Below are 19,835 nucleotides of genomic sequence, written 5' to 3'. Positions count from 1 at the left end.
GGCGCAGCGGACGGGACTCGAACCCGCGACCCCCGGCGTGACAGGCCGGTATTCTAACCGACTGAACTACCGCTGCGCGTAACACATGAAGCGAATGGTGGGTGATGACGGGATCGAACCGCCGACCCTCTGCTTGTAAGGCAGATGCTCTCCCAGCTGAGCTAATCACCCTTCGTCTCGGTGTGGCGCGCATTCTACGGAGCGACCCTAGGTCTGGCAAGCACTTTCTTAAATCTTTTTTTTGAGGCCTTCCAATGGCTTAGGCAGGGTTGGCCTGGGGCGCTATCAAGAGAATAATGCCCCCCTTTGTATAAAGGAGAGACTCACCCCATGTGGTTCAAGAACCTGCTTATCTATCGCCTGACCCAAGATCTGCCTGTTGATGCCGAGGCGTTGGAAGCGGCCATGGCCACCAAACTGGCGCGCCCTTGTGCAAGCCAGGAGTTGACCACTTACGGTTTCGTCGCGCCTTTCGGTAAAGGTGAAGACGCTCCCCTGGTCCACGTCAGCGGTGACTTCCTGCTGATTGCCGCGCGCAAGGAAGAACGCATCCTGCCGGGCAGCGTAGTGCGTGACGCACTTAAAGAGAAAGTCGAAGAGATCGAGGCCGAGCAGATGCGTAAGGTCTATAAGAAGGAACGCGATCAGATCAAGGATGAAATCATCCAGGCCTTCCTGCCACGCGCATTTATCCGTCGCTCGTCGACCTTCGCCGCTATCGCGCCGAAACAAGGCCTGATCCTGGTCAACTCGGCCAGCCCGAAACGCGCCGAAGACCTGCTTTCCACCCTGCGAGAAGTGATCGGCACCCTACCAGTACGCCCACTCACCGTAAAAACCGCGCCAACCGCGATCATGACCGACTGGGTCACCACCCAGAAACCGGCCGATGACTTCTTCGTCCTGGATGAATGCGAGCTGCGTGACACCCACGAAGACGGCGGCATCGTGCGCTGCAAGCGTCAGGACCTGACTGGCGAAGAAATCCAGTTGCACCTGACCACCGGCAAAGTGGTGACCCAACTGTCCCTGGCCTGGCAGGACAAGCTGTCCTTCATGCTCGACGACAAGATGACCGTCAAGCGCCTGAAGTTCGAAGATCTGCTGCAAGATCAGGCGGAACAGGACGGCGGCGACGAGGCACTGGGTCAATTGGATGCGAGCTTTACCCTGATGATGCTGACCTTCGGTGAATTCCTGCCGGCGTTGATCGAAGCACTCGGCGGCGAAGAAACGCCACAGGGCATCTAAGCCGTTTGAAGATCAAAATGTGGGAGGGGGCTTGCCCCCGATTACGGTGTGTCAGCTACGCACATGTTGGCTGACATACCGCCATCGGGGGCACGCCCCCTCCCACATTTGATCGCATTTGCACTTCAAGAATCTAACAACAAGGACACCCCCATGCGCGCACTCGCCGCCTTGAGCCGCTTCGTCGGCAATACCTTCGCCTACTGGGTGCTGATTTTCGCCGTGCTCGCCTTCCTCGAACCGAGCTGGTTCATCGGGCTGAAAAGCGCCATCGTCCCGCTGCTGGGTCTGGTGATGTTCGGCATGGGGCTGACCCTAAAACTCGAAGACTTCGCCGAAGTCGCACGCCACCCGTGGCGCGTGGCACTCGGCGTGGTTGCGCACTTTGTGATCATGCCGGGTGTGGCCTGGTTGCTGTGCCAGGCATTCCACCTGCCGCCGGAAATTGCCGTCGGCGTGATCCTGGTCGGTTGCTGCCCAAGTGGCACATCGTCCAACGTGATGACGTGGTTGGCCCGGGGCGACCTGGCGCTGTCCGTGGCCATCGCTGCTGTCACCACCCTCCTCGCCCCGCTGCTCACGCCAGCTTTGATCTGGCTGCTGGCCTCGGCCTGGCTGCCGGTATCGTTCATGGAGCTGTTCTGGTCGATCCTGCAAGTGGTGCTACTGCCGATCGTGCTTGGCGTGATCGCACAGCGCGTACTTGGCGAGCGGGTTCGCCACGCGGTGGACGTATTGCCACTGGTGTCGGTGGTGAGCATCGTGATCATCGTCGCGGCGGTGGTTGCCGCCAGCCAGGCGAAGATTGCCGAATCGGGCCTGCTGATCATGGCCGTGGTGATGCTGCACAACAGCTTCGGCTACTTGCTGGGCTACTTCACTGGGCGACTGTTCAAGCTGCCGTTGGCACAACGCAAGTCGCTGGCACTGGAAGTCGGCATGCAGAACTCTGGGCTGGGCGCCGCGTTGGCCAGTGCGCATTTCTCGCCACTGGCGGCAGTGCCGAGTGCACTGTTCAGCGTCTGGCACAATATTTCCGGGGCGTTGCTGTCGACGTACTTCCGACGCATGAGCGAGAAGGAAGACCGTCGCATCCTGGAGAACACCCCGCAAACTTGATCGCCCGATCCGTTTTCGGCACTCTACGGGCTTCGCGGGGACGACCTCGCGACGCCAACGAGCGTTGAATCCGGGGACGACCCCGCCTGAAGAAGCGAGGTCATCATGTCCTGGATCATTCTGTTTTTTGCCGGGTTGTTTGAAGTCGGCTGGGCCGTCGGCCTGAAGTACACCGACGGTTTCAGCAAGCCACTGCCCACCGCCCTGACCATCACCGCCATGGCTATCAGCCTCGGCCTGCTGGGGCTGGCCATGAAGGAACTGCCACTGGGTACCGCCTACGCCATCTGGACCGGGGTGGGTGCGGTGGGCACCGTGATCGCCGGTATTATCCTGTTTGGGGAATCCATGGCGTTGTTTCGGTTGGCCAGTGTGGCGCTGATCATTTGCGGGCTTATTGGCCTCAAGATCAGCACTTAGGCTGCTACCGCCATCAAGGGCTAGCCCCCTCCCCCATTTGACCGAGCTGTTGTGACGAGCGCGGTCTAATGGAGGAAGGGGCTTGCCCCCGATGAGGCCAATACATCCAGTACAGAACTACCTGACACTCCCCCGCAAAACACCAACCACCGCCTGCAACTGCTCAGGCGTCGCCGCCTCTGCATCGACAGGCTCGCCAGCTACCAACACTACCCGCGACCAGATCCGATGGAAAATCCCCTTGTTCGGATCGCGGCTGAAGAAACTTCCCCACAACCCCTGCAACGCCATCGGAATCACCGGTACCGGCGTCTCCTCCAAAATCCGCGTAACTCCACCACGAAACTCATTCATCTCGCCATCGGCGGTCAATTTGCCTTCCGGGAAGATACACACCAACTCGCCTTCCTTCAGGTACTGGGCAATTCGCGTGAAGGCCTTTTCGTAGATCTGAATATCTTCATTGCGTCCGGCAATCGGAATCGCACCAGCGGTGCGGAAGATGAAGTTGAGCACCGGCAAGCGGTAGATCTTGTAATACATGACAAAACGGATCGGACGACGCACCGAGCCGGCAATCAACAGCGCATCGACAAAGGACACGTGGTTGCACACCAGCAAGGCCGCGCCCTCATCAGGAATGGCCTCCAGGTTACGGTGTTCCACGCGGTACATGGAATGGCTGAGCAGCCAGATCATGAAGCGCATGGTGAACTCAGGGACGATCTTGAAGATGTAGGTGTTGACCGCGATGTTGAGCAGCGACACCACCAGGAACAACTCAGGGATCGACAGCTTGACCACGCTCAGCAACAGGATCGAAACAATCGCCGACACCACCATGAACAGAGCATTGAGGATGTTGTTGGCAGCGATCACGCGCGCGCGCTCGTTCTCGGCGGTTCGTGACTGGATCAGCGCATACAGCGGCACGATATAGAAGCCGCCAAACACGCCGAGGCCAAGGATATCGATCAACACCCACCAGGCCTGGCCATAACTGAGCACCGCCAGCCAGTCATTGGCCTGCACGTTCTGCGGAAACCCGCCAGAGTGCCACCACAGCAACAGGCCGAACACCGTCAAGCCGAATGAACCGAACGGCACCAGGCCGATTTCGACCTTACGCCCGGAGAGTTTTTCGCAAAGCATTGAGCCGAGGGCGATGCCCACCGAGAACACCGTGAGGATCAGGGTCACCACGGTTTCATCGCCGTACAACCATTCCTTGGCGTAGGCCGGGATCTGGGTCAGGTAGATCGCGCCGACAAACCAGAACCAGGAGTTGCCGACAATGGAGCGTGACACCGCCGGCGTCTGCCCCAGCCCCATGCGCAGGGTGGCCCAGGACTGGGTGAAAATATTCCAGTCCAGGCGCAGTTGCGGCGTAGACGCCGCTGCTCGTGGAATGCTGCGGCTGGCCAGGTAACCCAGCACCGCCACGCCGACAATCGCCACCGCCACGATCGGCGCGTAATGGGTGGACGACATCATGATCCCGGCACCAATGGTGCCGGCCAGGATCGCCAAAAACGTGCCCATTTCCACTAGGCCATTACCGCCCACCAGCTCATCTTCGTGCAGGGCCTGGGGCATGATCGAGTACTTCACAGGGCCGAAAAGCGCCGAGTGAGTGCCCATGGCAAACAGCGCCAGCAACATCAATTCCAGGTGGTTAGTCAGGAAGCCCGTGGCGCCCACGGCCATGATCACGATCTCGCCGATTTTGATCACGCGGATCAGTGCGTCCTTGTTGAATTTCTCGCCAAACTGCCCGGCCAGCGCCGAGAACAGGAAGAACGGCAGGATAAACAACAAGGCGCACAGGTTGACCCAGATCGAGCGGTCACCGTCGATGGTGAGTTTGTAGAGGATCGCCAGGATCAGCGATTGCTTGAAAATGTTGTCGTTGAAAGCGCCCAGCAACTGGGTGATGAAGAACGGCAGAAAACGCCGTGTGCGCAGCAAGGTGAATTGCGAAGGATGGCTCATCGTCGTCCGTGTTCCTGCGTGGCCTGAAGGCTTATAGGTTGTCAGGCCAAGACTTTACCTAATCCCGCTTACTTATTCGCTAGGCCTGCAATGCATGGCGAAACAAAAAGCTCACCTTTATAAGCGCCTTGCACGGTGCGCTTGGCCACGATCAACCACATCAGCGTCAATGCCATCACCAACACGCAACCAAATACACTGAAGAACCCCAGTTGCAACAGACTCGCCAGCTTTAACGTGGCCAGGGCGTACACGCCCAGCGGGAAGGTAAAGCCCCACCAGCCCAGATTGAAGGGAATGCCAGCGCGCAGGTAACGCAGGGTTATCAGTACAGCGATGAGCATCCACCACAAGCCGAAGCCCCACAGGGTGATACCAGCAACCAGGCCGAGACCATTGGCCATTTCACCCACGCCAGGCAAGCCATTGGCGGCAAAGATCGCTGGCGCATCGCCGCCCAGCAGCAACATGCCAAGGGCACCAGTGCCAATGGGGCCGAGCGCCAGCCAGCTCGACGCAGCCATGTTGGCGTGAGGCAGTTTATGCAGGGCCATGCGCAACATCAGGATGGTCAAAATGCTGAACGCCACCGGCAGGGAAAACGCCCACAACACGTAGCTGGTCACCAGCATTATCAGTTGCGAGTGAGCGTCCGCCAGGTGCGGTGCGAGCAGGCCACCGCTGGCTGCAGCGACTTCGGCCGCCACCACCGGCAGCAACCAGACAGCCGTCATCTGGTCGATGCTGTGTTCTTGGCGGGTGAACATCATGAAGGGGATGAGCACACCGCAGGCCAGTGCCATCGCCACATCCAGCCACCACAGGGATTCGGCCAGCGGGATCACATCGCCACCCCAACGCGGCAGGCCAAACAGCAGCAAGCCATTGAGAATGGTCGCCAGGCCCATGGGAATGGTGCCGAAGAACATCGAGACAGTGGAGTGCCCGAAGATCCGCCGCGCCTCGTGGAAAAACATCAACCAACGCGCGGCATACAAGCCACTGAACAGGATGAACAGGCCGATGGTGAACCACCACAACCCTTCGGCAATGGCATGCAAACCGGGCATATTTACCGGCAACTGCGCCAGGGCCAGCGCCAGTACGCCGGTGCCCATGGTCGCGGCGAACCAGTTGGGGGTGAACTGGCGGATCACTTCCCGAGGACGGGCCAGGTGACTGAAAGGCTTGTAGCTGATGGTATTCGAGCAGGTCATGATGAAAATCCTCTTCCTCGCATGAGGTTGAGACCATCATAGAACCTGATCGAATATCTATATAACGGGTAATATCTCTAACTGTTATCTACTTTGCAGATATGCAGGCCGCCTTGGACTTTGCCGAATCCTGCAGCAGCAAAGCGACCAACGCCCCGAGGGCCAGCAGAATGAGGACTGCGCCGTAACCGTCGGTGGTGGCGATCAGGCCAAAGCTGCGAATCAGGTTGCCCGCCAGCAGCGAAGGCAAACAAAACGCCAAATAACTCAGCACATAGAATGCCGACATCAAGCCTGCGCGTTCATGGGGCAAGGCCAGCGGCACCACACTGCGCAATGCGCCGAGAAAGCCGGCGCCGAAGCCGCCACCGGCGATCAACGTGGCGATAAAAAACAGCGGCAGGCTGGCGCTGTGAACTGCCGTGAGGATCAGCGCCACCCCCACAGCCAACAGCGCAGCGCCCAGGCGCAGTACCTTACTGGCCGGTCGATTGCGCAGGGTGAAGATCACCAGCGCCCCGCTCAATGTCAGCACCGCCACCAAGCCACCACCGATAAGGTTCGACGTAGAGCCTGTCGCCGCCCGCACCAGCGACGGCGCCAGGGACAAGTAAAAGCCCCCCATTGCCCACACCGCCACGTCCACCGGCAGCGAAAGCCACAACGCTCGACGCGCCTGGGGCGGCACATGCAGCGTTGGGCGCAGCGATGCCACTGCACCGGGAATGCGATCAACGGTTTCCGGCAGGCGCCATACATAAAGCGCCTGCACCAGCATCAGCGCCAGCAGCGTCCAGTAGATCAACTGCGTCGGCAGCGGCGCGAACTCCACCAGCAAACTGCTGCCCATCGCCCCGCACGCCATACCCAGCAGAGGCGCAACACTGTTGACCAGCGGGCCCTGTTGACGGTCGGTGTCGAGCAATGCCGCGCCCAGCACCGCCGTGGCCATCCCGGTGGCAAACCCTTGCACGGTACGCGCGGCAATCAGCCAGGCCACGCTGCCCTCATTGATGAACAGCAGCATCGCCAGCATATTCAGGACCAACGCAGCAAAAATCACTGGCTTGCGTCCCAGGTGGTCCGACAGCGAGCCCACGGTCAACAGCGCCGCCAAGAGGCTCAAGGCGTAAACGCCAAAGATCAACGTGAGCATGCCTGCCGAAAAATGCAGCCCCTCCTGATACAGGTGATACAACGGTGTCGGCGCGCTGGAAGCCGCGAGAAACGTCAGCAACGTGATCGCCAGGAACACCAGGCTCGAACGATGAGAAATACGGCTGGACATAGGCACGCTCCACTAAAGCTAATATTTTGCTTTTGCGGAGTGTGCTACTGACCAACGCTTAAAGCAAATTCTTTGTGTTAAGGTCATAAACATGGCGATTAAAGAAGGCCTCCGCCCGGGGGGGCGTAGTGCCCGGGTACAAGAATCCGTTCATTCGGCCGTGCGTGAGCTGCTGAAAACCCAGGAGCGCTCCAGTGTCACCGTGCCGATGATTGCCACCCGCGCAGGCGTCACGCCCTCGACCATCTACCGGCGCTGGGGCGACCTTTCCATGCTTCTGGCCGATGTGGCGCTGGCGCGCATGCGGCCTGATAGCGAGCCGGCCAACACCGGGACCCTGCGCGGTGATCTGCAAGCCTGGGCCGAGCAATATCTGGATGAGATGAGTTCAGAACCGGGGCGAAACATGATGCGCGACGTGCAATGCAGCCTGACACCCGGGTATTGCGTGAGCATCTTAAGTGGGCAGCTTCAAGCGATTGTTGATCGCTATCCAGATGACAACCCGCCCAGCGTCGACCGCTTGATCAACTTGCTGGCGGCGCCGACGGTGTTTCGTATTCTGTTCTCAACCGAGCCACTGAAAGTTGAAGAACTGCACGCGCTGATCGAACTGGCACTGAAGGCCTGACACAAAACCAAATGTGAGAGGGGGCTTGCTCCCGATTGCGATGTGTCAGCTACAGATAAGCTGACTGACATAGCGCAATCGGGAGCAAGCCCCCTCCCACATTTTTTACGCGTTCGGGTCAGTACTCAGGTACGCATCCCACGCCCGCTCACCAGCAACTTCGCGCAACCGATATACAACACCACCGTCGCCACGATCATGAAAGTGATCGCCACACTGATCTTGATATCCGACACACCCAGGATGCCGTAACGGAACGCGTTGACCATATGCAGCACCGGGTTGGCCAGCGACACCGTCTGCCAGAACGGCGGCAGCAAAGTGATGGAGTAAAACACCCCGCCCAAGTAAGTCAGCGGCGTCAGCACAAAGGTCGGGATGATCGAAATATCATCGAAGTTGCGTGCGAATACGGCGTTGATGAAACCCAGCAGCGAGAAAATCGTCGCCGTCAGCACGACCACCAGAATGGTGACCCCGAGGTGATGCACTTGCAGGTGGGTGAAGAACAGCGACAGCAGCGTCACGATCACCCCGACCATCAAGCCACGCAACACACCGCCAGCGGTGTAGCCAAGCAGGATAGTGTGCGGCGACACCGGCGAGACCATCAGTTCTTCGATGGAGCGCTGGAATTTGCTGCCGAAAAAGCTTGAGACCACGTTGCCGTAGGAGTTAGTGATCACCGACATCATGATCAGGCCCGGCACGATGTACTCCATGTAAGTGAAGCCGCCCATATCACCGATCTGCCGGCCGATCAGGTTACCGAAGATCACGAAGTACAGAACCATGGTGATCGCCGGCGGCAGCAAGGTCTGCGGCCAGATTCGGGTAAAGCGCTTCACTTCGCGGTAAACGATGGTTTGCAGTGCGACGAGGTTGGGTTGCAGTTCGGAACTCATACCGCCACCTTCGTCAGATTTTTCTCCACCAGGGACACGAACAACTCCTCAAGGCGATTGGTTTTGTTACGCAGGCTCAGCACTTCGATGTTCTGGGTCGCCAGCTGCGTAAACAGCGCGGTGATGCCCATGACTTTATCCACTTGGACTTCCAGGGTGTGGCTGTCCACCAGGCGGCTTGGGTAGCCAAGCAATTGCGGCGGCGCCGACAGATTGTTCTTCAGGTCGAGCAGGAAAGTCTCCACATGCAACTGGCCCAGCAGGTTACGCATGCTGGTGTTCTCGACGATGGTGCCGTGGTCGATGATGCCGATGTTGCGGCACAACTGTTCAGCCTCTTCCAGGTAATGGGTGGTGAGGATGATGGTGATGCCCTTCTCGTTCAGCTCGGTGAGGAAGGTCCACATCGAGCGACGCAGCTCAATGTCCACGCCGGCGGTGGGTTCATCGAGGATCAGCAGCCGCGGCTCATGCACCAGGGCGCGAGCAATCATCAGGCGACGTTTCATGCCGCCGGACAATGAACGGGACGGCACGTCGCGCTTGTCCCAAAGGCCCAACTGGGTCAGGTACTGCTCGGCGCGTTCCTTGGCAACTTTCGCCGGGATGCCGTAGTAACCGGCTTGGGTCACGACGATGTCGAAGGTTTTTTCAAACTGGTTGAAGTTGAATTCCTGGGGCACCACGCCGATGGAACGCTTGAGCGCCGCCGGGGATTTGTCCAGGTCATGGCCGAAGATATTCACCGTGCCGCTGGTTTTGTTGACCAGGGTGGAGAGGATGCCGATGGTGGTGGATTTGCCGGCACCGTTGGGGCCGAGCAAGGCGAAGAAATCACCTTCGGCAACGTCCAGATCGATACCACTCAGGGCCTGGAAACCGTTGCCGTAGGTTTTGGTTAGCTGCCGGATGGACAGAGCGGAACTCATATCGGAATACGCACCAAAGAAGGGAATAGAAAGAGTAGATGAGCGCGCAGCGCACGTAGTTCAACGGCGGCGCATGACAAGCATGGTGCTTGGCTGCGCCGCACAAGTACAGTCACCTGTATTAATAGTCAGTATTAAGTCAACGCGGTCATGACCGCTTTGCGATAAGCCGGACGCTGTTGCAGACGCTGGTACCAGGCTTCCAGATGGGGCATTGCGGGGCGTTCGATGGGCATCTCGAACCAGGCATACGCAAAGCATCCCAGGGGGATATCGCCTATGCCGAACGCGTTGCCGGACAAGTAAGGCTGCTCGGCGAGGGCTTGATCGACTGTTTTGAGCGCATCGATACACGCCTGGCGCCCGGCGTTGATACTGTCCCAGTTCTGTTTTTTCGCCGGAGTACGCAGGACACCCCAGAACACCGCTTTGAAGGGCTCAGCCAAGGTGGAGGTTGTCCAGTCCATCCACTTCTCTGCGCTTGCTCGGGCTTGCGGGTCGCTCGGGTAAAATTCCGACGCATGCTTCGCGCATAAATAACGCACGATGGTGTTGGATTCCCACAACACAAAGTCACCGTCCTGAATCATCGGCACCCGCCCATTGGGATTCAGTGCCCGATATTGCGGGGTGTCGACCACACCAAAAGCCCCGCCCGCATCAATTGCTTCATAGTCCAGGCCGAGCTCCTCGGCGCACCATAGTGCTTTCCTGACGTTTGATGAATTTTTACGACCCCAGATCTTCAGCATGACCGCGCCTTATTGTTGATGAACATGGCTATGGACGCAGCAGCATACGCCGGTTCACCCGCGGCTTAAATCGCTCTGCATATCACCCAACAGGTTTGGCATGTCTTCGACAAACAGGTGCGGGTAGCATTTCTGAATATGGGTGAAGAACAAATGCTCGGGTACATCAGCAAATTGCCCATGGTCCACCACGTACTCCATCGAGCGTTGGCCCTGACGATTGAACGCGTGAAACACACTGTCGTTGAGCCCATCAAATTCCAGCGGCGGCACATCAAACACCGCGCACAATTGCTGATTGAACGCCGGCGTGGCTTTGACCCAGCCACCGTTCAGGTGCAGCTCGGTGTAACCGTGCATGGCGAACACATCACTCTTGAGCAACGCGAGCAGACGCGGCGTCGACAGGTGATTGCGCACATCCGCCAGGCCTATGCGCGCCGGGATACCACAGTGGCGCGCGCAGGCAGCGAGCAACGTGGCCTTGGGCACGCAGTAGCTTTCAGGGGTGGCCAGGGCGTAGCTGGCATTCAAGGTGTCTGGGTCGCGGCTGAACGTGTAGGGGTTATAGCGCACCGCCTCACGCACGGCGTAATAGAGACTGACTGCCTGGTCAGTTAAATCCGCGCGGGTTCCGCGATGTTTTTCGGCGAACTCCACCACCGCAGGGTGGTCACTATCGATGAAGCGGCTGGGACTCAGGTACGTTTCCATGAGTGTTATCTCCGAAGGAAGCCTGGAGTTTAACGACAGGTCTGCCATAGAGATAACGACGATTCGGCCAAATGTCGGCGCCTGTAGATCGGTGCTTTGCGTACAACTCGTTACACCCTGACTGCCGCGCTTTCTCGGATGCCGACTAAGCTCCTTGGTGGTTTCGCCCCTGGTTTCACGGAGGATTGAATATGCTGTTGTTGTGGATACTGGTTCTGGTGGTCGGCATTGCCTACCTGGCACATCGCCGCACCGCGCCCCTGCCCGCCTTGGGCGTGGTCGCCGTCTACCTGCTGGCGATGGGCGCCTGGAGCCATGCACCGGGCTGGCTGCTGCTGATCTTCTGGGTGCTGATCACCGCCGTCGCAGCGCCGTTGCTGCTGCCCGACCTGCGTCGCCAATACTTCACCAAGCCGCTGTTCAGTTGGTTCCAAAAAGTCCTGCCGCCCATGTCCGAAACCGAGCGCGATGCCATCGACGCGGGCACCGTGTGGTGGGACGGCGAGCTGTTCAGCGGTCGCCCCGATTGGGACAAGTTGCTTGCCTACCCCAAGGTCCAACTGACCGAAGAGGAACAGGCCTTTATCGACGGCCCAACCGAAGAACTCTGTGCCATGGTCAGCGACTGGGAAATCGGTCAGGCCATGGACCTGCCTCCAGCCGCCTGGGAGCACATCAAGACCCACGGTTTCTTCGCCCTGATCATTCCCAAGGAATATGGCGGCAAAGGCTTTTCCGCCTACGCCCACTCCCAGGTCGCAATGAAGCTTGCCACCCGCAGCGGCGACCTCGCCTCAACCGTGATGGTGCCCAACTCCCTCGGCCCGGCCGAGCTGCTGCTGCACTACGGTACCGACGAACAACGCAACCACTACCTGCCGCGCCTGGCTCGTGGCGATGACATTCCGTGCTTCGCCCTCACCGGCCCACTGGCAGGGTCCGATGCGGGCGCCATGCCCGACACGGGCGTGATCTGCAAAGGTGAATGGGAAGGCAAGGAAACCCTCGGTCTTCGCCTGAACTGGGAAAAACGCTACATCACCCTTGGGCCGGTCGCGACCTTGCTCGGGCTGGCCTTCAAGGCCCATGACCCGGACCACTTGCTGGGCGAAGAGGAAGACTTGGGCATCAGCCTGGCGTTGATTCCCACCGACACTCCTGGCGTGGAAATCGGCCGTCGTCACCTGCCCCTGGGCGCCGCGTTTATGAACGGCCCCAACTCTGGCAAAGATGTGTTTATCCCCCTGGAATTCCTCATCGGCGGCCAGGAAATGCTCGGCAAGGGCTGGATGATGCTGATGAACTGCCTGTCGGTGGGCCGTTCGATTTCCCTGCCAGCAGTCGGCACCGGCGCTGCCAAGTTCACCAGTCTGGTGACCGGCCAATACGCCCAGGTGCGCGAGCAGTTCAACGTACCGCTGTCGGCCTTCGAAGGTATCCAGGAAGCCCTGGCTCGCATCGGCGGCAACGCCTGGCTGATGGACAGCGCGCGCATGCTCACCGCCAATGCCGTCGACCTTGGGGAAAAGCCTTCGGTGCTGTCGGCGATTCTCAAGTACCACCTGACCGAACGGGGCCGCGAGTGCATCAGCCATGCCATGGATGTGCACGGCGGCAAGGGCATCATCATGGGCCCGAACAATTACCTGGGCCGTAGCTGGCAAGGCGCGCCGATCTTCATCACCGTGGAAGGCGCGAACATCCTCTCGCGCAACCTGATGATCTTTGGCCAGGGCGCCATCCGCTGCCATCCGTTCGTACTCAAGGAAATGGCCCTGGCCGGCCGCGAAGATCACGACCAGGCGCTAAAGGAATTCGACGGCCTGCTGATGCAGCATATCGGTTTTGCCGTGAGCAACGCCGCCAGCACCCTGGTACTGAACCTCGGTATTGGCCGCTTTGAGAAAGCGCCGGGCAACCGCTTGAGTCAGGGTTATTTCCGTTCGCTGAACCGCCAAGCTGCGGCGTTCGCCCTGCTAGCGGACTTGAGCATGATGCTGCTGGGTGGCGAATTGAAACGCCGCGAACGCCTGTCGGCACGCCTGGGGGATGTACTGAGCCATATGTACCTGGCCTCAGCGGCGCTCAAGCGTTATCACGACCTGGATTCACCGGACCACCTGGAACCGCTGTTCGCCTGGGCCATGGAAGAAAGCCTCGGCGAGTCGGAACGCGCGCTGGATGAGTTGCTGAGCAACTTCCCAAACAAGGTGCTCGGATGCCTCTTGCGGGTGATCGTATTCCCGTTCGGCCGTCGCCACACGGGGCCGTCCGATGCACTGGATGCCGAAGTGGCCGCAGTGATAGGCCGCGCCAAAGGCGATCCAACCCTGGAAGAATTGCTGGCCGGCTGCTATCGCCCGCAATCGGCGGACGATCCGGTAGGCGCCCTGCAACATGCCTACGACCTGCTGGGTGCCAGCCATCCGCTGCAGAAAAAACTCCACACTGCGCTCAAAAGCGGCCAGGTCAAACCGAGCGCCGGCGAGCATGCCATCGACGCAGCACTGCACGCCGGGGTGCTGCAACCGGCCGAAGCACAGACCCTGCGTGACGCCGAGGCAGCACGACGCAAGGTGATCGACGTGGATGATTTCAGCAAGGAAGAGTTGACCCAGGCTGAGGGTAAAGTCCGCTGAGTCGAGCGGTCATATAAATACGGGCGCGAGAGCTATATACTCTCGCGCCCGTTTTTGCTTTAGAGGACTTATCTCGTGTCCAACGTCGTTGCCGATCATCTCGTCTTGCTCGACCACCTGCGCAGCATCCTGGTTGCCGTCGGCGAAGCCGAACAGGTGCCCGAGGAAAGCCACACCCTGTTCCTGGAGCGCTTCGACGAATTGCGCGCGCTGCTGCCCATCGACCCGATCGAAAGCCAGTACCTGGGGCAGGACTTGATGAGCCAGGTCATCCTGCGCTACCCGCAAATTGCCCACCTCGTACCACGCGATCTGCTGTGGTTCTTCGGCGGCGACTGCCTGCACTTCATGCCCGACGAAGAACTGGACCTTTACCAAGCCTTGGAAGAACGTCGCTTTGAGGCCGAACAGAACGACGAACCGTTCGACTGGAACCAGGAAAAACAGTTGCTGGCCATGCCCCAGGATCAGAGCAAGCACTGATCAGCCAACCACACCAGAGGGCCGACGCAACGTCGGCTCCTTCGCCATACACTCCACCAAATAATCAATGAACACCCGCAGCTTAGGCGGCAGGTAGCGCGTGGGCGAATGCAGCAACCACGCCTCGCCATGGTAGGACGCAATAAAATCCCACCCCGGCAGCACCTGCACCAACCGCCCCTCCTCCAATGCATGACGCGCTGTAAAGTACGGCAAGCTGCCAATCCCCACATGCTGCAGCACCGCATCCAGCCGCACGCCGGTGTGGTTAGCGGCATAACGCCCACGCACGCTGACGGTCACCGCCCTACCTCCCTGGCGAAACTTCCAGCGCGAGTCGCCCGGGGTTTCGCCAAGGTAGATACAGCTGTGCTCCAACAAGTCGTGGGGATGCTCCGGTGTACCGTGCTCGGCCAAATACTGCGGCGTAGCGCAAAGCAAATGTTCAATCGGCAATAGCTGGCGCCCCACCAGGCCCGGCGGCGGGCTGTCGGTGATGCGAATGCTCAGATCAACATTGTCATCGATCATGTCCACCTGCCGGTCTTCCAGGATCAATTGCACATCCACCTTGGGATATCGCCGCAGGAACTCGGGCATATGCGGATGCACCACAAACCGCCCGACCGCCTTGGGCACACTGACACGCACTAGGCCCTCAGCCTCATGGGTGAATTGACCGCTGATTTCCATCACCGAGCGCGCAGCGCTGACCATCTCCTGGCAGCGCTTGAATACCTCTTCCCCCCCGTCGCTCAGGCGCAGTTTTCGCGTGGTACGTTGCAGTAACCGGGTAGCCAGGGCTTTTTCCAGGCGCGAAATACTGCGACTCACCGCCGACGGCGAGACACTCAGTTGCCGTGCCGCTTCGGAGAAGCTGCCGGTCTCTACCACCTTGACGAAAATCGCCATTTCACCCAGCAGCGGTAACGGAAGATTGATGCTCATGACGCACAGGTCCATTGATAATTGAGCGGATTATCACCTAATCCGGCAGCATTTATACTGCCCGCAGAACCCTGATGCGGATGTAGAAAATGACCGAGCGCCTGTTTTTCACCCATGACCACCTCACCGCAGAGCTTGAAGTGCTGGGTTGCACGCCCTTCGAGGACCAGTTTGCGGTCATTTTGCAGTCGACGATTTTTCACCCCCAAGGCGGCGGCCAGCCGTCCGACACCGGTTGGCTGGGTGAAGCCCGGGTACTGCGCGTCACTCAGGAGGTTGATCGCGTGGTGCACTATCTCAACCAACCTGTGCCACTGGGCGCCATCAATGCGCGGGTCGATGAATCACGCCGCGCCCTGCACACGCGCCTGCATTCCGCCGGGCATTTGATCGGCAACGCCGGCGAAACCCTGGGCTGGATGCCAATCAAGGCCCACCACTGGCCGGGCGAAGGCAAGATCACCTTTATCCGTGGCGAAACCGCGCAAGCCATCGACGCCGAAACCCTCCAGCAGCAGATCAACCAATGGATCGCCGCAGACTACCCACGCCATATGACCCTGGACGAAGGCATCCGCGAAGTAGGTTTCGGTGAGTTGCCCACGTACGCTTGCGGTGGCACCCATGTGCAAACACTGGGCGAGCTGGGTGAGGTGACGATCCTTGCCTTGTCGGAAAAAAAGGGCGCGCTGTCGGTACGTTACAGCCTTGACTGAACCGCAATCGCTCTCGCCGAGCACAATGAGCTGCGCGGCCTCTAAAACGCAGGTCACGACGTTGCGAAATAAGCATTCAAGGGGGCTATCGAGTTTTTAGATAAGCCTTCTTACGGCCTCCCCGGCACACCTTTGCAGTGTTAGTGTGTGGAAATGTTTCTGACACATTGATCAGAAATCTCCTACTTTCCCTTTGCAAAGGAATGCCTTTAGCCATGCACTTCCCTCTCAAACATTTGGCGGCTGCGACCCTGTTCGCGGCGAGCCTTTCGGTGATGAGCACTCCCGCCTTTGCCAATATCACCCCGCAGCAAAGCACGGCAATTCTGAAGAGCTTCAACGAAACTTCGGTCACCGACTTTCGTGGTTTCCTCAGCACACTAGCCAAGGGAGACCTGGGCAAAACGGCGGATGTAGGCCCTGCAATCAGCGTCTTCCTCGACAACCAGCCCCTGACCGCCGACCAGCAGAACGAGATCCATCGCTTGCTGGGTATTTACACCCGAGTTAAATACGGAAAAGCCGCCCTAGAAACTCTGCGCGAACTGGTGGAAATCCCAACCTTCAACGTAGACGGTGTTCCGCAATACAAGAATCCAGAATTCACCCGGATTGCCGACAAGCTACAGGCCCTGGCCAAGACCTTTGACCTGAACTTCCGTAACGTCGACAACCGCGTGTACGAAATTTCCCTGGCAGGCAGCGGCGACGAAGTGGTGGGCATCCACGCCCACGCCGACGTGGTGCCGGTAACCCCGGAAAACTGGGTACTGAAAGACGGCACCAAGCTTGATCCGTTCAAGGTCACGCTGATCGGCGACCGCATGTATGGCCGTGGTACCGAGGATGATAAAAACGGCATCGTGGTGGCTATGTATGCCATGAAAGTGATCAAGGAAGAAAAGCTGCCGCTGGCGCGCAATTTCAAACTGCTGGTGGATACCACCGAGGAGACCTCCGGAGACGCGATCCCTTACTACTTCGAACGCAACCCGACACCGCAATACAACCTTGCGCTGGATGGCGGCTATCCGGTGGTGATTGCCGAAAAAGGTTATGGCACCGTCATGGCCACCTTCCCCCGCCGCAAAGGGGAAGGCAAAGGCGCAGAAATCATCGCAATGACCGGCGGCATGGCCACCAACCAGATTCCATCGGCGTCGGTGGCCACGTTTATCAGCGACAACCCTAAGGAATTAGCAGCCAGCCTCCAAAAGGCCGGCACGGAATACGTCAAGCGCAACGGTGGCGATTTTGAGGTGAGCGCCAAGGTCAACGGCAAGGACGTCAAGCTGACTGTCACCGGCGTGTCGGCGCACTCCTCCGAGCCGGAGTCCGGCATCAACCCGGTGGCGCGCATGCTGGAGCTGATTCACAGCGTCGACGGCAAGATCGCTCTCAAGCACAACCACATCACCGACGCTGCGCGGTATGCGTCCGACAATTGGGGCCTGGATTACTTGGGTGGCAAATTGGGCGTGGGTTTTGCGGATGATTTCATGGGCCCGCTGACCACCTCACCGACCTTTGTCGGGCTGGATGAAAAGGCTTTCAAGCTGGCAGTCAACCTCCGGGTGCCGAAGGGTAAATCCCCGGAGCAGCTCAAGGACGAGATCGCCGAAAAGTTGAGCGCCTGGGACAAGAAAACCAAGGTCAACGTGGACTTCACCTACTCGGTGGCCGAGCCGATGTTCCGCAACCCGGAAGGTGAATGGGTGAAGGCCTTACTCGCGGTAGCCAGCGAAAACCTGGGCATGGAACACAAGTTCGGCACCTCGGCTGGAGCGACCTCCGTGCACGAGTTGCCCAACGGTGTGCAATTTGGCCTGGCGCGACCGGAAGTGAAGTACACCGGGCATACCGACAATGAGTTCAAGACGGTCGACCAGTTCTTGCTGGATCTGCAGATCGTCACCGAAATGATGGGGCGTATCGGACAGCTGCCCAAGCTCTGATAGCGACTGAAGCGCTCCCCAACAACAAACGCCGATCATTGCTGATCGGCGTTTTTGTGTGCGGCGCAGGGGTTAACGCGTCAACCCGCCGCGCCCAGGAACGGCAGCGCCAGATACAACTTGATCACCACCGCATTGGTGATATCGATAAAGAATGCGCCCACCATCGGCACCACCAGAAACGCAATCTGTGATGGCCCGAAGCGTTGCGTCACCGCCTGCATGTTGGCAATCGCCGTCGGCGTGGCACCGAGCCCGAACCCGCAGTGCCCTGCGGCCAGCACTGCCGCATCGTAATTGCTGCCCATGACCCGGAACGTGATGAAAATCGCAAACAGCGCCATCAGCAACGCCTGCGCGGCCAGCAGGATGACAATCGGCAAGGCGAGTGCTGCCAGGTCCCACAGCTTGAGCGACATCAAGGCAATAGCCAAGAACAACGACAGACTGACATTGCCCAGCACCGATACCTCGCGCTCGAACACCTGATGCCAGCCCAGCGCCGACAAGCCGTTACGCAGCACGACGCCGACAAACAGCACACAGACGAAAGTGGGCAACTCCAGTGCTGTGCCTTGAAGGAAGCCGTTGAGGTAGGTGCCGACCTGGAGGCTGATCGCAAGCAACGCGAGGGTTTCGATGAATGAGAACGGGGTAATCAAACGCTCCCTGTTCGGTTGCTCGAAGCCCTTGGGCAGGCGTGGCTGCACCTGCTCAATACCAGGCACCTGGACCCGCTTGATCAGCAAGCGGGCAACCGGACCTCCAATCAAGCCCCCGAGTACCAAGCCGAAGGTTGCGGAGGCGATCGCCAATTCTGACGCGGAGGCCACGCCATACTTCTCGCTGAACACAGTCCCCCAGGCGGCACCCGTACCGTGTCCGCCTGACAGCGTCACCGAGCCGGCAAGCAAGCCCATCAACGGGTCGAGTCCCAAGGCCTTGGCCAATGCGATGCCCATGGCGTTTTGCACCACCAGCAGTGTGGTCACGACCAACAGAAAGATCGCCAGGATTCGGCCGCCTTTCTTCAAACTGGCGAAATCCGCGTTCAGTCCAATAGTGGCGAAAAATGCCAGCATCAACGGGGTTTGCAACGAAGGGTCGAAGCGCACCTCAATATCGGCTAGCCCCCGCAACGCCAAAAGCACTAAAGCGACCACCAGGCCGCCGGCTACCGGCGCGGGAATATTGTAGGCGCGTAAAAAGCCTATGCGGGCAACCAGCCAGCGGCCAAGCAAAAGCACAAGGGACGCGGCGACCAGGGTTGAATAGAAGTCCAGCTGTAACATCCGGGCAGCTCTCTGAGGTGAACAAGGAAAATAGGCACGCCAGAGTAGAGACAGCGGGACCAATTCGCATCAACCTCACGGAAAGTACAGACTATTCCTACAAGACCCACCACATCAGCGGCGCAACAGATGGCTTTACCAGGAAAAGCACATCTGGAACCTGTAAGAATGAAAAAAGAGGCCGAAGCCCCTTTACGTAAATCGCAGGCAAAAAAAAGCCACTCGCTTGAGTGGCTTTTTTCTTGAATATGGAGCGGGAAACGAGACTCGAACTCGCGACCCCGACCTTGGCAAGGTCGTGCTCTACCAACTGAGCTATTCCCGCAAATGGCGTCCCCTAGGGGACTCGAACCCCTGTTACCGCCGTGAAAGGGCGGTGTCCTAGGCCACTAGACGAAGGGGACACGCTACTGAAACACATGGTGTGTATTTCAGTGCCCAGAGGCCTCATCCGAAGACTTGGTCCTGGTTTCACTCAGCGCCGCCCGAAAGCAACACCGCTTAAAATGGAGCGGGAAACGAGACTCGAACTCGCGACCCCGACCTTGGCAAGGTCGTGCTCTACCAACTGAGCTATTCCCGCA

General features: G+C 59.0%; 17 protein-coding genes and 5 tRNA genes. 8 read left to right on the top strand and 14 right to left on the bottom strand.

Features of this window, described 5'->3' with window-relative positions; translation table 11 throughout:
• Window positions 1–2: 2 nt before the first annotated feature.
• Window positions 3–76 (bottom strand) — tRNA-Asp (locus AOA61_RS02675).
• 19 nt (window positions 77–95) lie between these two features.
• Window positions 96–171: transfer RNA gene (locus AOA61_RS02670), tRNA-Val, on the bottom strand.
• Window positions 172–330: 159 nt separating this feature from the next.
• Here AOA61_RS02670 and rdgC point away from each other — a divergent pair.
• The 3 genes from rdgC (at window position 331) to sugE (ending at window position 2,790) form a co-directional block, all read left to right on the top strand.
• The gene (gene rdgC / locus AOA61_RS02665; protein WP_010567523.1) at window positions 331–1,251 is read left to right on the top strand and encodes a recombination-associated protein RdgC; all 921 of its coding nucleotides are present in this window, start codon (window positions 331–333) and stop codon (window positions 1,249–1,251) included.
• A gap of 153 nt (window positions 1,252–1,404) precedes the next feature.
• Window positions 1,405–2,370, top strand: coding sequence for a bile acid:sodium symporter family protein (locus AOA61_RS02660; RefSeq protein WP_032885981.1), 966 nt, complete (start codon window positions 1,405–1,407; stop codon window positions 2,368–2,370).
• A gap of 105 nt (window positions 2,371–2,475) precedes the next feature.
• Window positions 2,476–2,790 (top strand): quaternary ammonium compound efflux SMR transporter SugE, encoded by a 315-nt coding sequence (gene sugE / locus AOA61_RS02655; protein WP_095184284.1) that lies wholly within the window; start codon window positions 2,476–2,478, stop codon window positions 2,788–2,790.
• 117 nt (window positions 2,791–2,907) lie between these two features.
• On the opposite strand, the gene AOA61_RS02650 is transcribed toward sugE, so the two are convergent.
• The 3 genes from AOA61_RS02650 to AOA61_RS02640 form a co-directional block, all read right to left on the bottom strand.
• Window positions 2,908–4,782, bottom strand: a complete 1,875-nt coding sequence (locus AOA61_RS02650; RefSeq protein WP_032889250.1) for an MFS transporter — start codon at window positions 4,780–4,782, stop codon at window positions 2,908–2,910.
• 68 nt (window positions 4,783–4,850) lie between these two features.
• Window positions 4,851–5,999 carry a TDT family transporter gene (locus AOA61_RS02645; RefSeq protein WP_099601091.1) on the bottom strand — a complete coding sequence of 383 codons (1,149 nt, stop codon included), beginning with the start codon at window positions 5,997–5,999 and terminating at the stop codon, window positions 4,851–4,853.
• A gap of 88 nt (window positions 6,000–6,087) precedes the next feature.
• Window positions 6,088–7,287 (bottom strand): MFS transporter, encoded by a 1,200-nt coding sequence (locus tag AOA61_RS02640; RefSeq protein WP_099601090.1) that lies wholly within the window; start codon window positions 7,285–7,287, stop codon window positions 6,088–6,090.
• 91 nt (window positions 7,288–7,378) lie between these two features.
• On the opposite strand from AOA61_RS02640, the gene AOA61_RS02635 reads away from it, so the two are divergent.
• Window positions 7,379–7,918: a TetR/AcrR family transcriptional regulator gene (locus tag AOA61_RS02635; RefSeq protein ID WP_095184280.1), complete on the top strand. Its 540-nt coding sequence runs from the start codon at window positions 7,379–7,381 to the stop codon at window positions 7,916–7,918.
• A 125-nt stretch (window positions 7,919–8,043) separates the two neighbouring features.
• Here AOA61_RS02635 and AOA61_RS02630 read toward each other — a convergent pair whose 3' ends face one another.
• From AOA61_RS02630 to AOA61_RS02615, 4 genes are all read right to left on the bottom strand, one after another.
• Window positions 8,044–8,823 (bottom strand): ABC transporter permease, encoded by a 780-nt coding sequence (locus AOA61_RS02630; RefSeq protein WP_032889243.1) that lies wholly within the window; start codon window positions 8,821–8,823, stop codon window positions 8,044–8,046.
• Window positions 8,820–9,752, bottom strand: a complete 933-nt coding sequence (locus tag AOA61_RS02625) for an ABC transporter ATP-binding protein (protein ID WP_099601089.1) — start codon at window positions 9,750–9,752, stop codon at window positions 8,820–8,822. The genes AOA61_RS02630 and AOA61_RS02625 overlap by 4 nt, the downstream gene beginning before the upstream one ends.
• Before the next feature lie 134 nt (window positions 9,753–9,886).
• Window positions 9,887–10,504 carry a glutathione S-transferase family protein gene (locus AOA61_RS02620; protein ID WP_099601087.1) on the bottom strand — a complete coding sequence of 206 codons (618 nt, stop codon included), beginning with the start codon at window positions 10,502–10,504 and terminating at the stop codon, window positions 9,887–9,889.
• A gap of 54 nt (window positions 10,505–10,558) precedes the next feature.
• Window positions 10,559–11,218: a transglutaminase family protein gene (locus AOA61_RS02615; RefSeq protein WP_099601086.1), complete on the bottom strand. Its 660-nt coding sequence runs from the start codon at window positions 11,216–11,218 to the stop codon at window positions 10,559–10,561.
• 191 nt (window positions 11,219–11,409) lie between these two features.
• On the opposite strand from AOA61_RS02615, the gene AOA61_RS02610 reads away from it, so the two are divergent.
• The gene (locus tag AOA61_RS02610) at window positions 11,410–13,857 is read left to right on the top strand and encodes an acyl-CoA dehydrogenase (RefSeq protein ID WP_099601085.1); all 2,448 of its coding nucleotides are present in this window, start codon (window positions 11,410–11,412) and stop codon (window positions 13,855–13,857) included.
• 75 nt (window positions 13,858–13,932) lie between these two features.
• Window positions 13,933–14,340 (top strand): PA2817 family protein, encoded by a 408-nt coding sequence (locus tag AOA61_RS02605; RefSeq protein ID WP_010567536.1) that lies wholly within the window; start codon window positions 13,933–13,935, stop codon window positions 14,338–14,340.
• Here AOA61_RS02605 and AOA61_RS02600 read toward each other — a convergent pair whose 3' ends face one another.
• Entirely contained in the window at window positions 14,341–15,288 is a 948-nt protein-coding gene (locus AOA61_RS02600; RefSeq protein WP_032889233.1) for a LysR family transcriptional regulator, read from the bottom strand.
• Window positions 15,289–15,377: 89 nt separating this feature from the next.
• Here AOA61_RS02600 and AOA61_RS02595 point away from each other — a divergent pair, with 89 nt between their 5' ends.
• Window positions 15,378–16,004 carry a hypothetical protein gene (locus tag AOA61_RS02595; RefSeq protein ID WP_099601084.1) on the top strand — a complete coding sequence of 209 codons (627 nt, stop codon included), beginning with the start codon at window positions 15,378–15,380 and terminating at the stop codon, window positions 16,002–16,004.
• Window positions 16,005–16,219: 215 nt separating this feature from the next.
• On the top strand, window positions 16,220–17,959 hold the full coding sequence (locus tag AOA61_RS02590; protein WP_099601082.1) for a dipeptidase: 1,740 nt from the start codon (window positions 16,220–16,222) through the stop codon (window positions 17,957–17,959).
• Between the two features lie 80 nt (window positions 17,960–18,039).
• Here AOA61_RS02590 and gltS read toward each other — a convergent pair whose 3' ends face one another.
• The 4 genes from gltS to AOA61_RS02570 all read right to left on the bottom strand — a co-directional run bounded on the left by gltS (window position 18,040) and on the right by AOA61_RS02570 (window position 19,834).
• Window positions 18,040–19,251, bottom strand: coding sequence for a sodium/glutamate symporter (gene gltS, locus AOA61_RS02585; protein ID WP_095184274.1), 1,212 nt, complete (start codon window positions 19,249–19,251; stop codon window positions 18,040–18,042).
• Between the two features lie 249 nt (window positions 19,252–19,500).
• Window positions 19,501–19,576: transfer RNA gene (locus AOA61_RS02580), tRNA-Gly, on the bottom strand.
• A gap of 3 nt (window positions 19,577–19,579) precedes the next feature.
• Window positions 19,580–19,655, bottom strand: a tRNA-Glu gene (locus AOA61_RS02575).
• A 103-nt stretch (window positions 19,656–19,758) separates the two neighbouring features.
• Window positions 19,759–19,834: transfer RNA gene (locus AOA61_RS02570), tRNA-Gly, on the bottom strand.
• Window position 19,835 lies beyond the last annotated feature (1 nt).

Source organism: Pseudomonas sp. 2995-1 (assembly GCF_002742505.1).
Classification (GTDB): domain Bacteria; phylum Pseudomonadota; class Gammaproteobacteria; order Pseudomonadales; family Pseudomonadaceae; genus Aquipseudomonas; species Aquipseudomonas sivasensis.
This window is presented reverse-complemented; position numbering and strand designations above follow the sequence as displayed.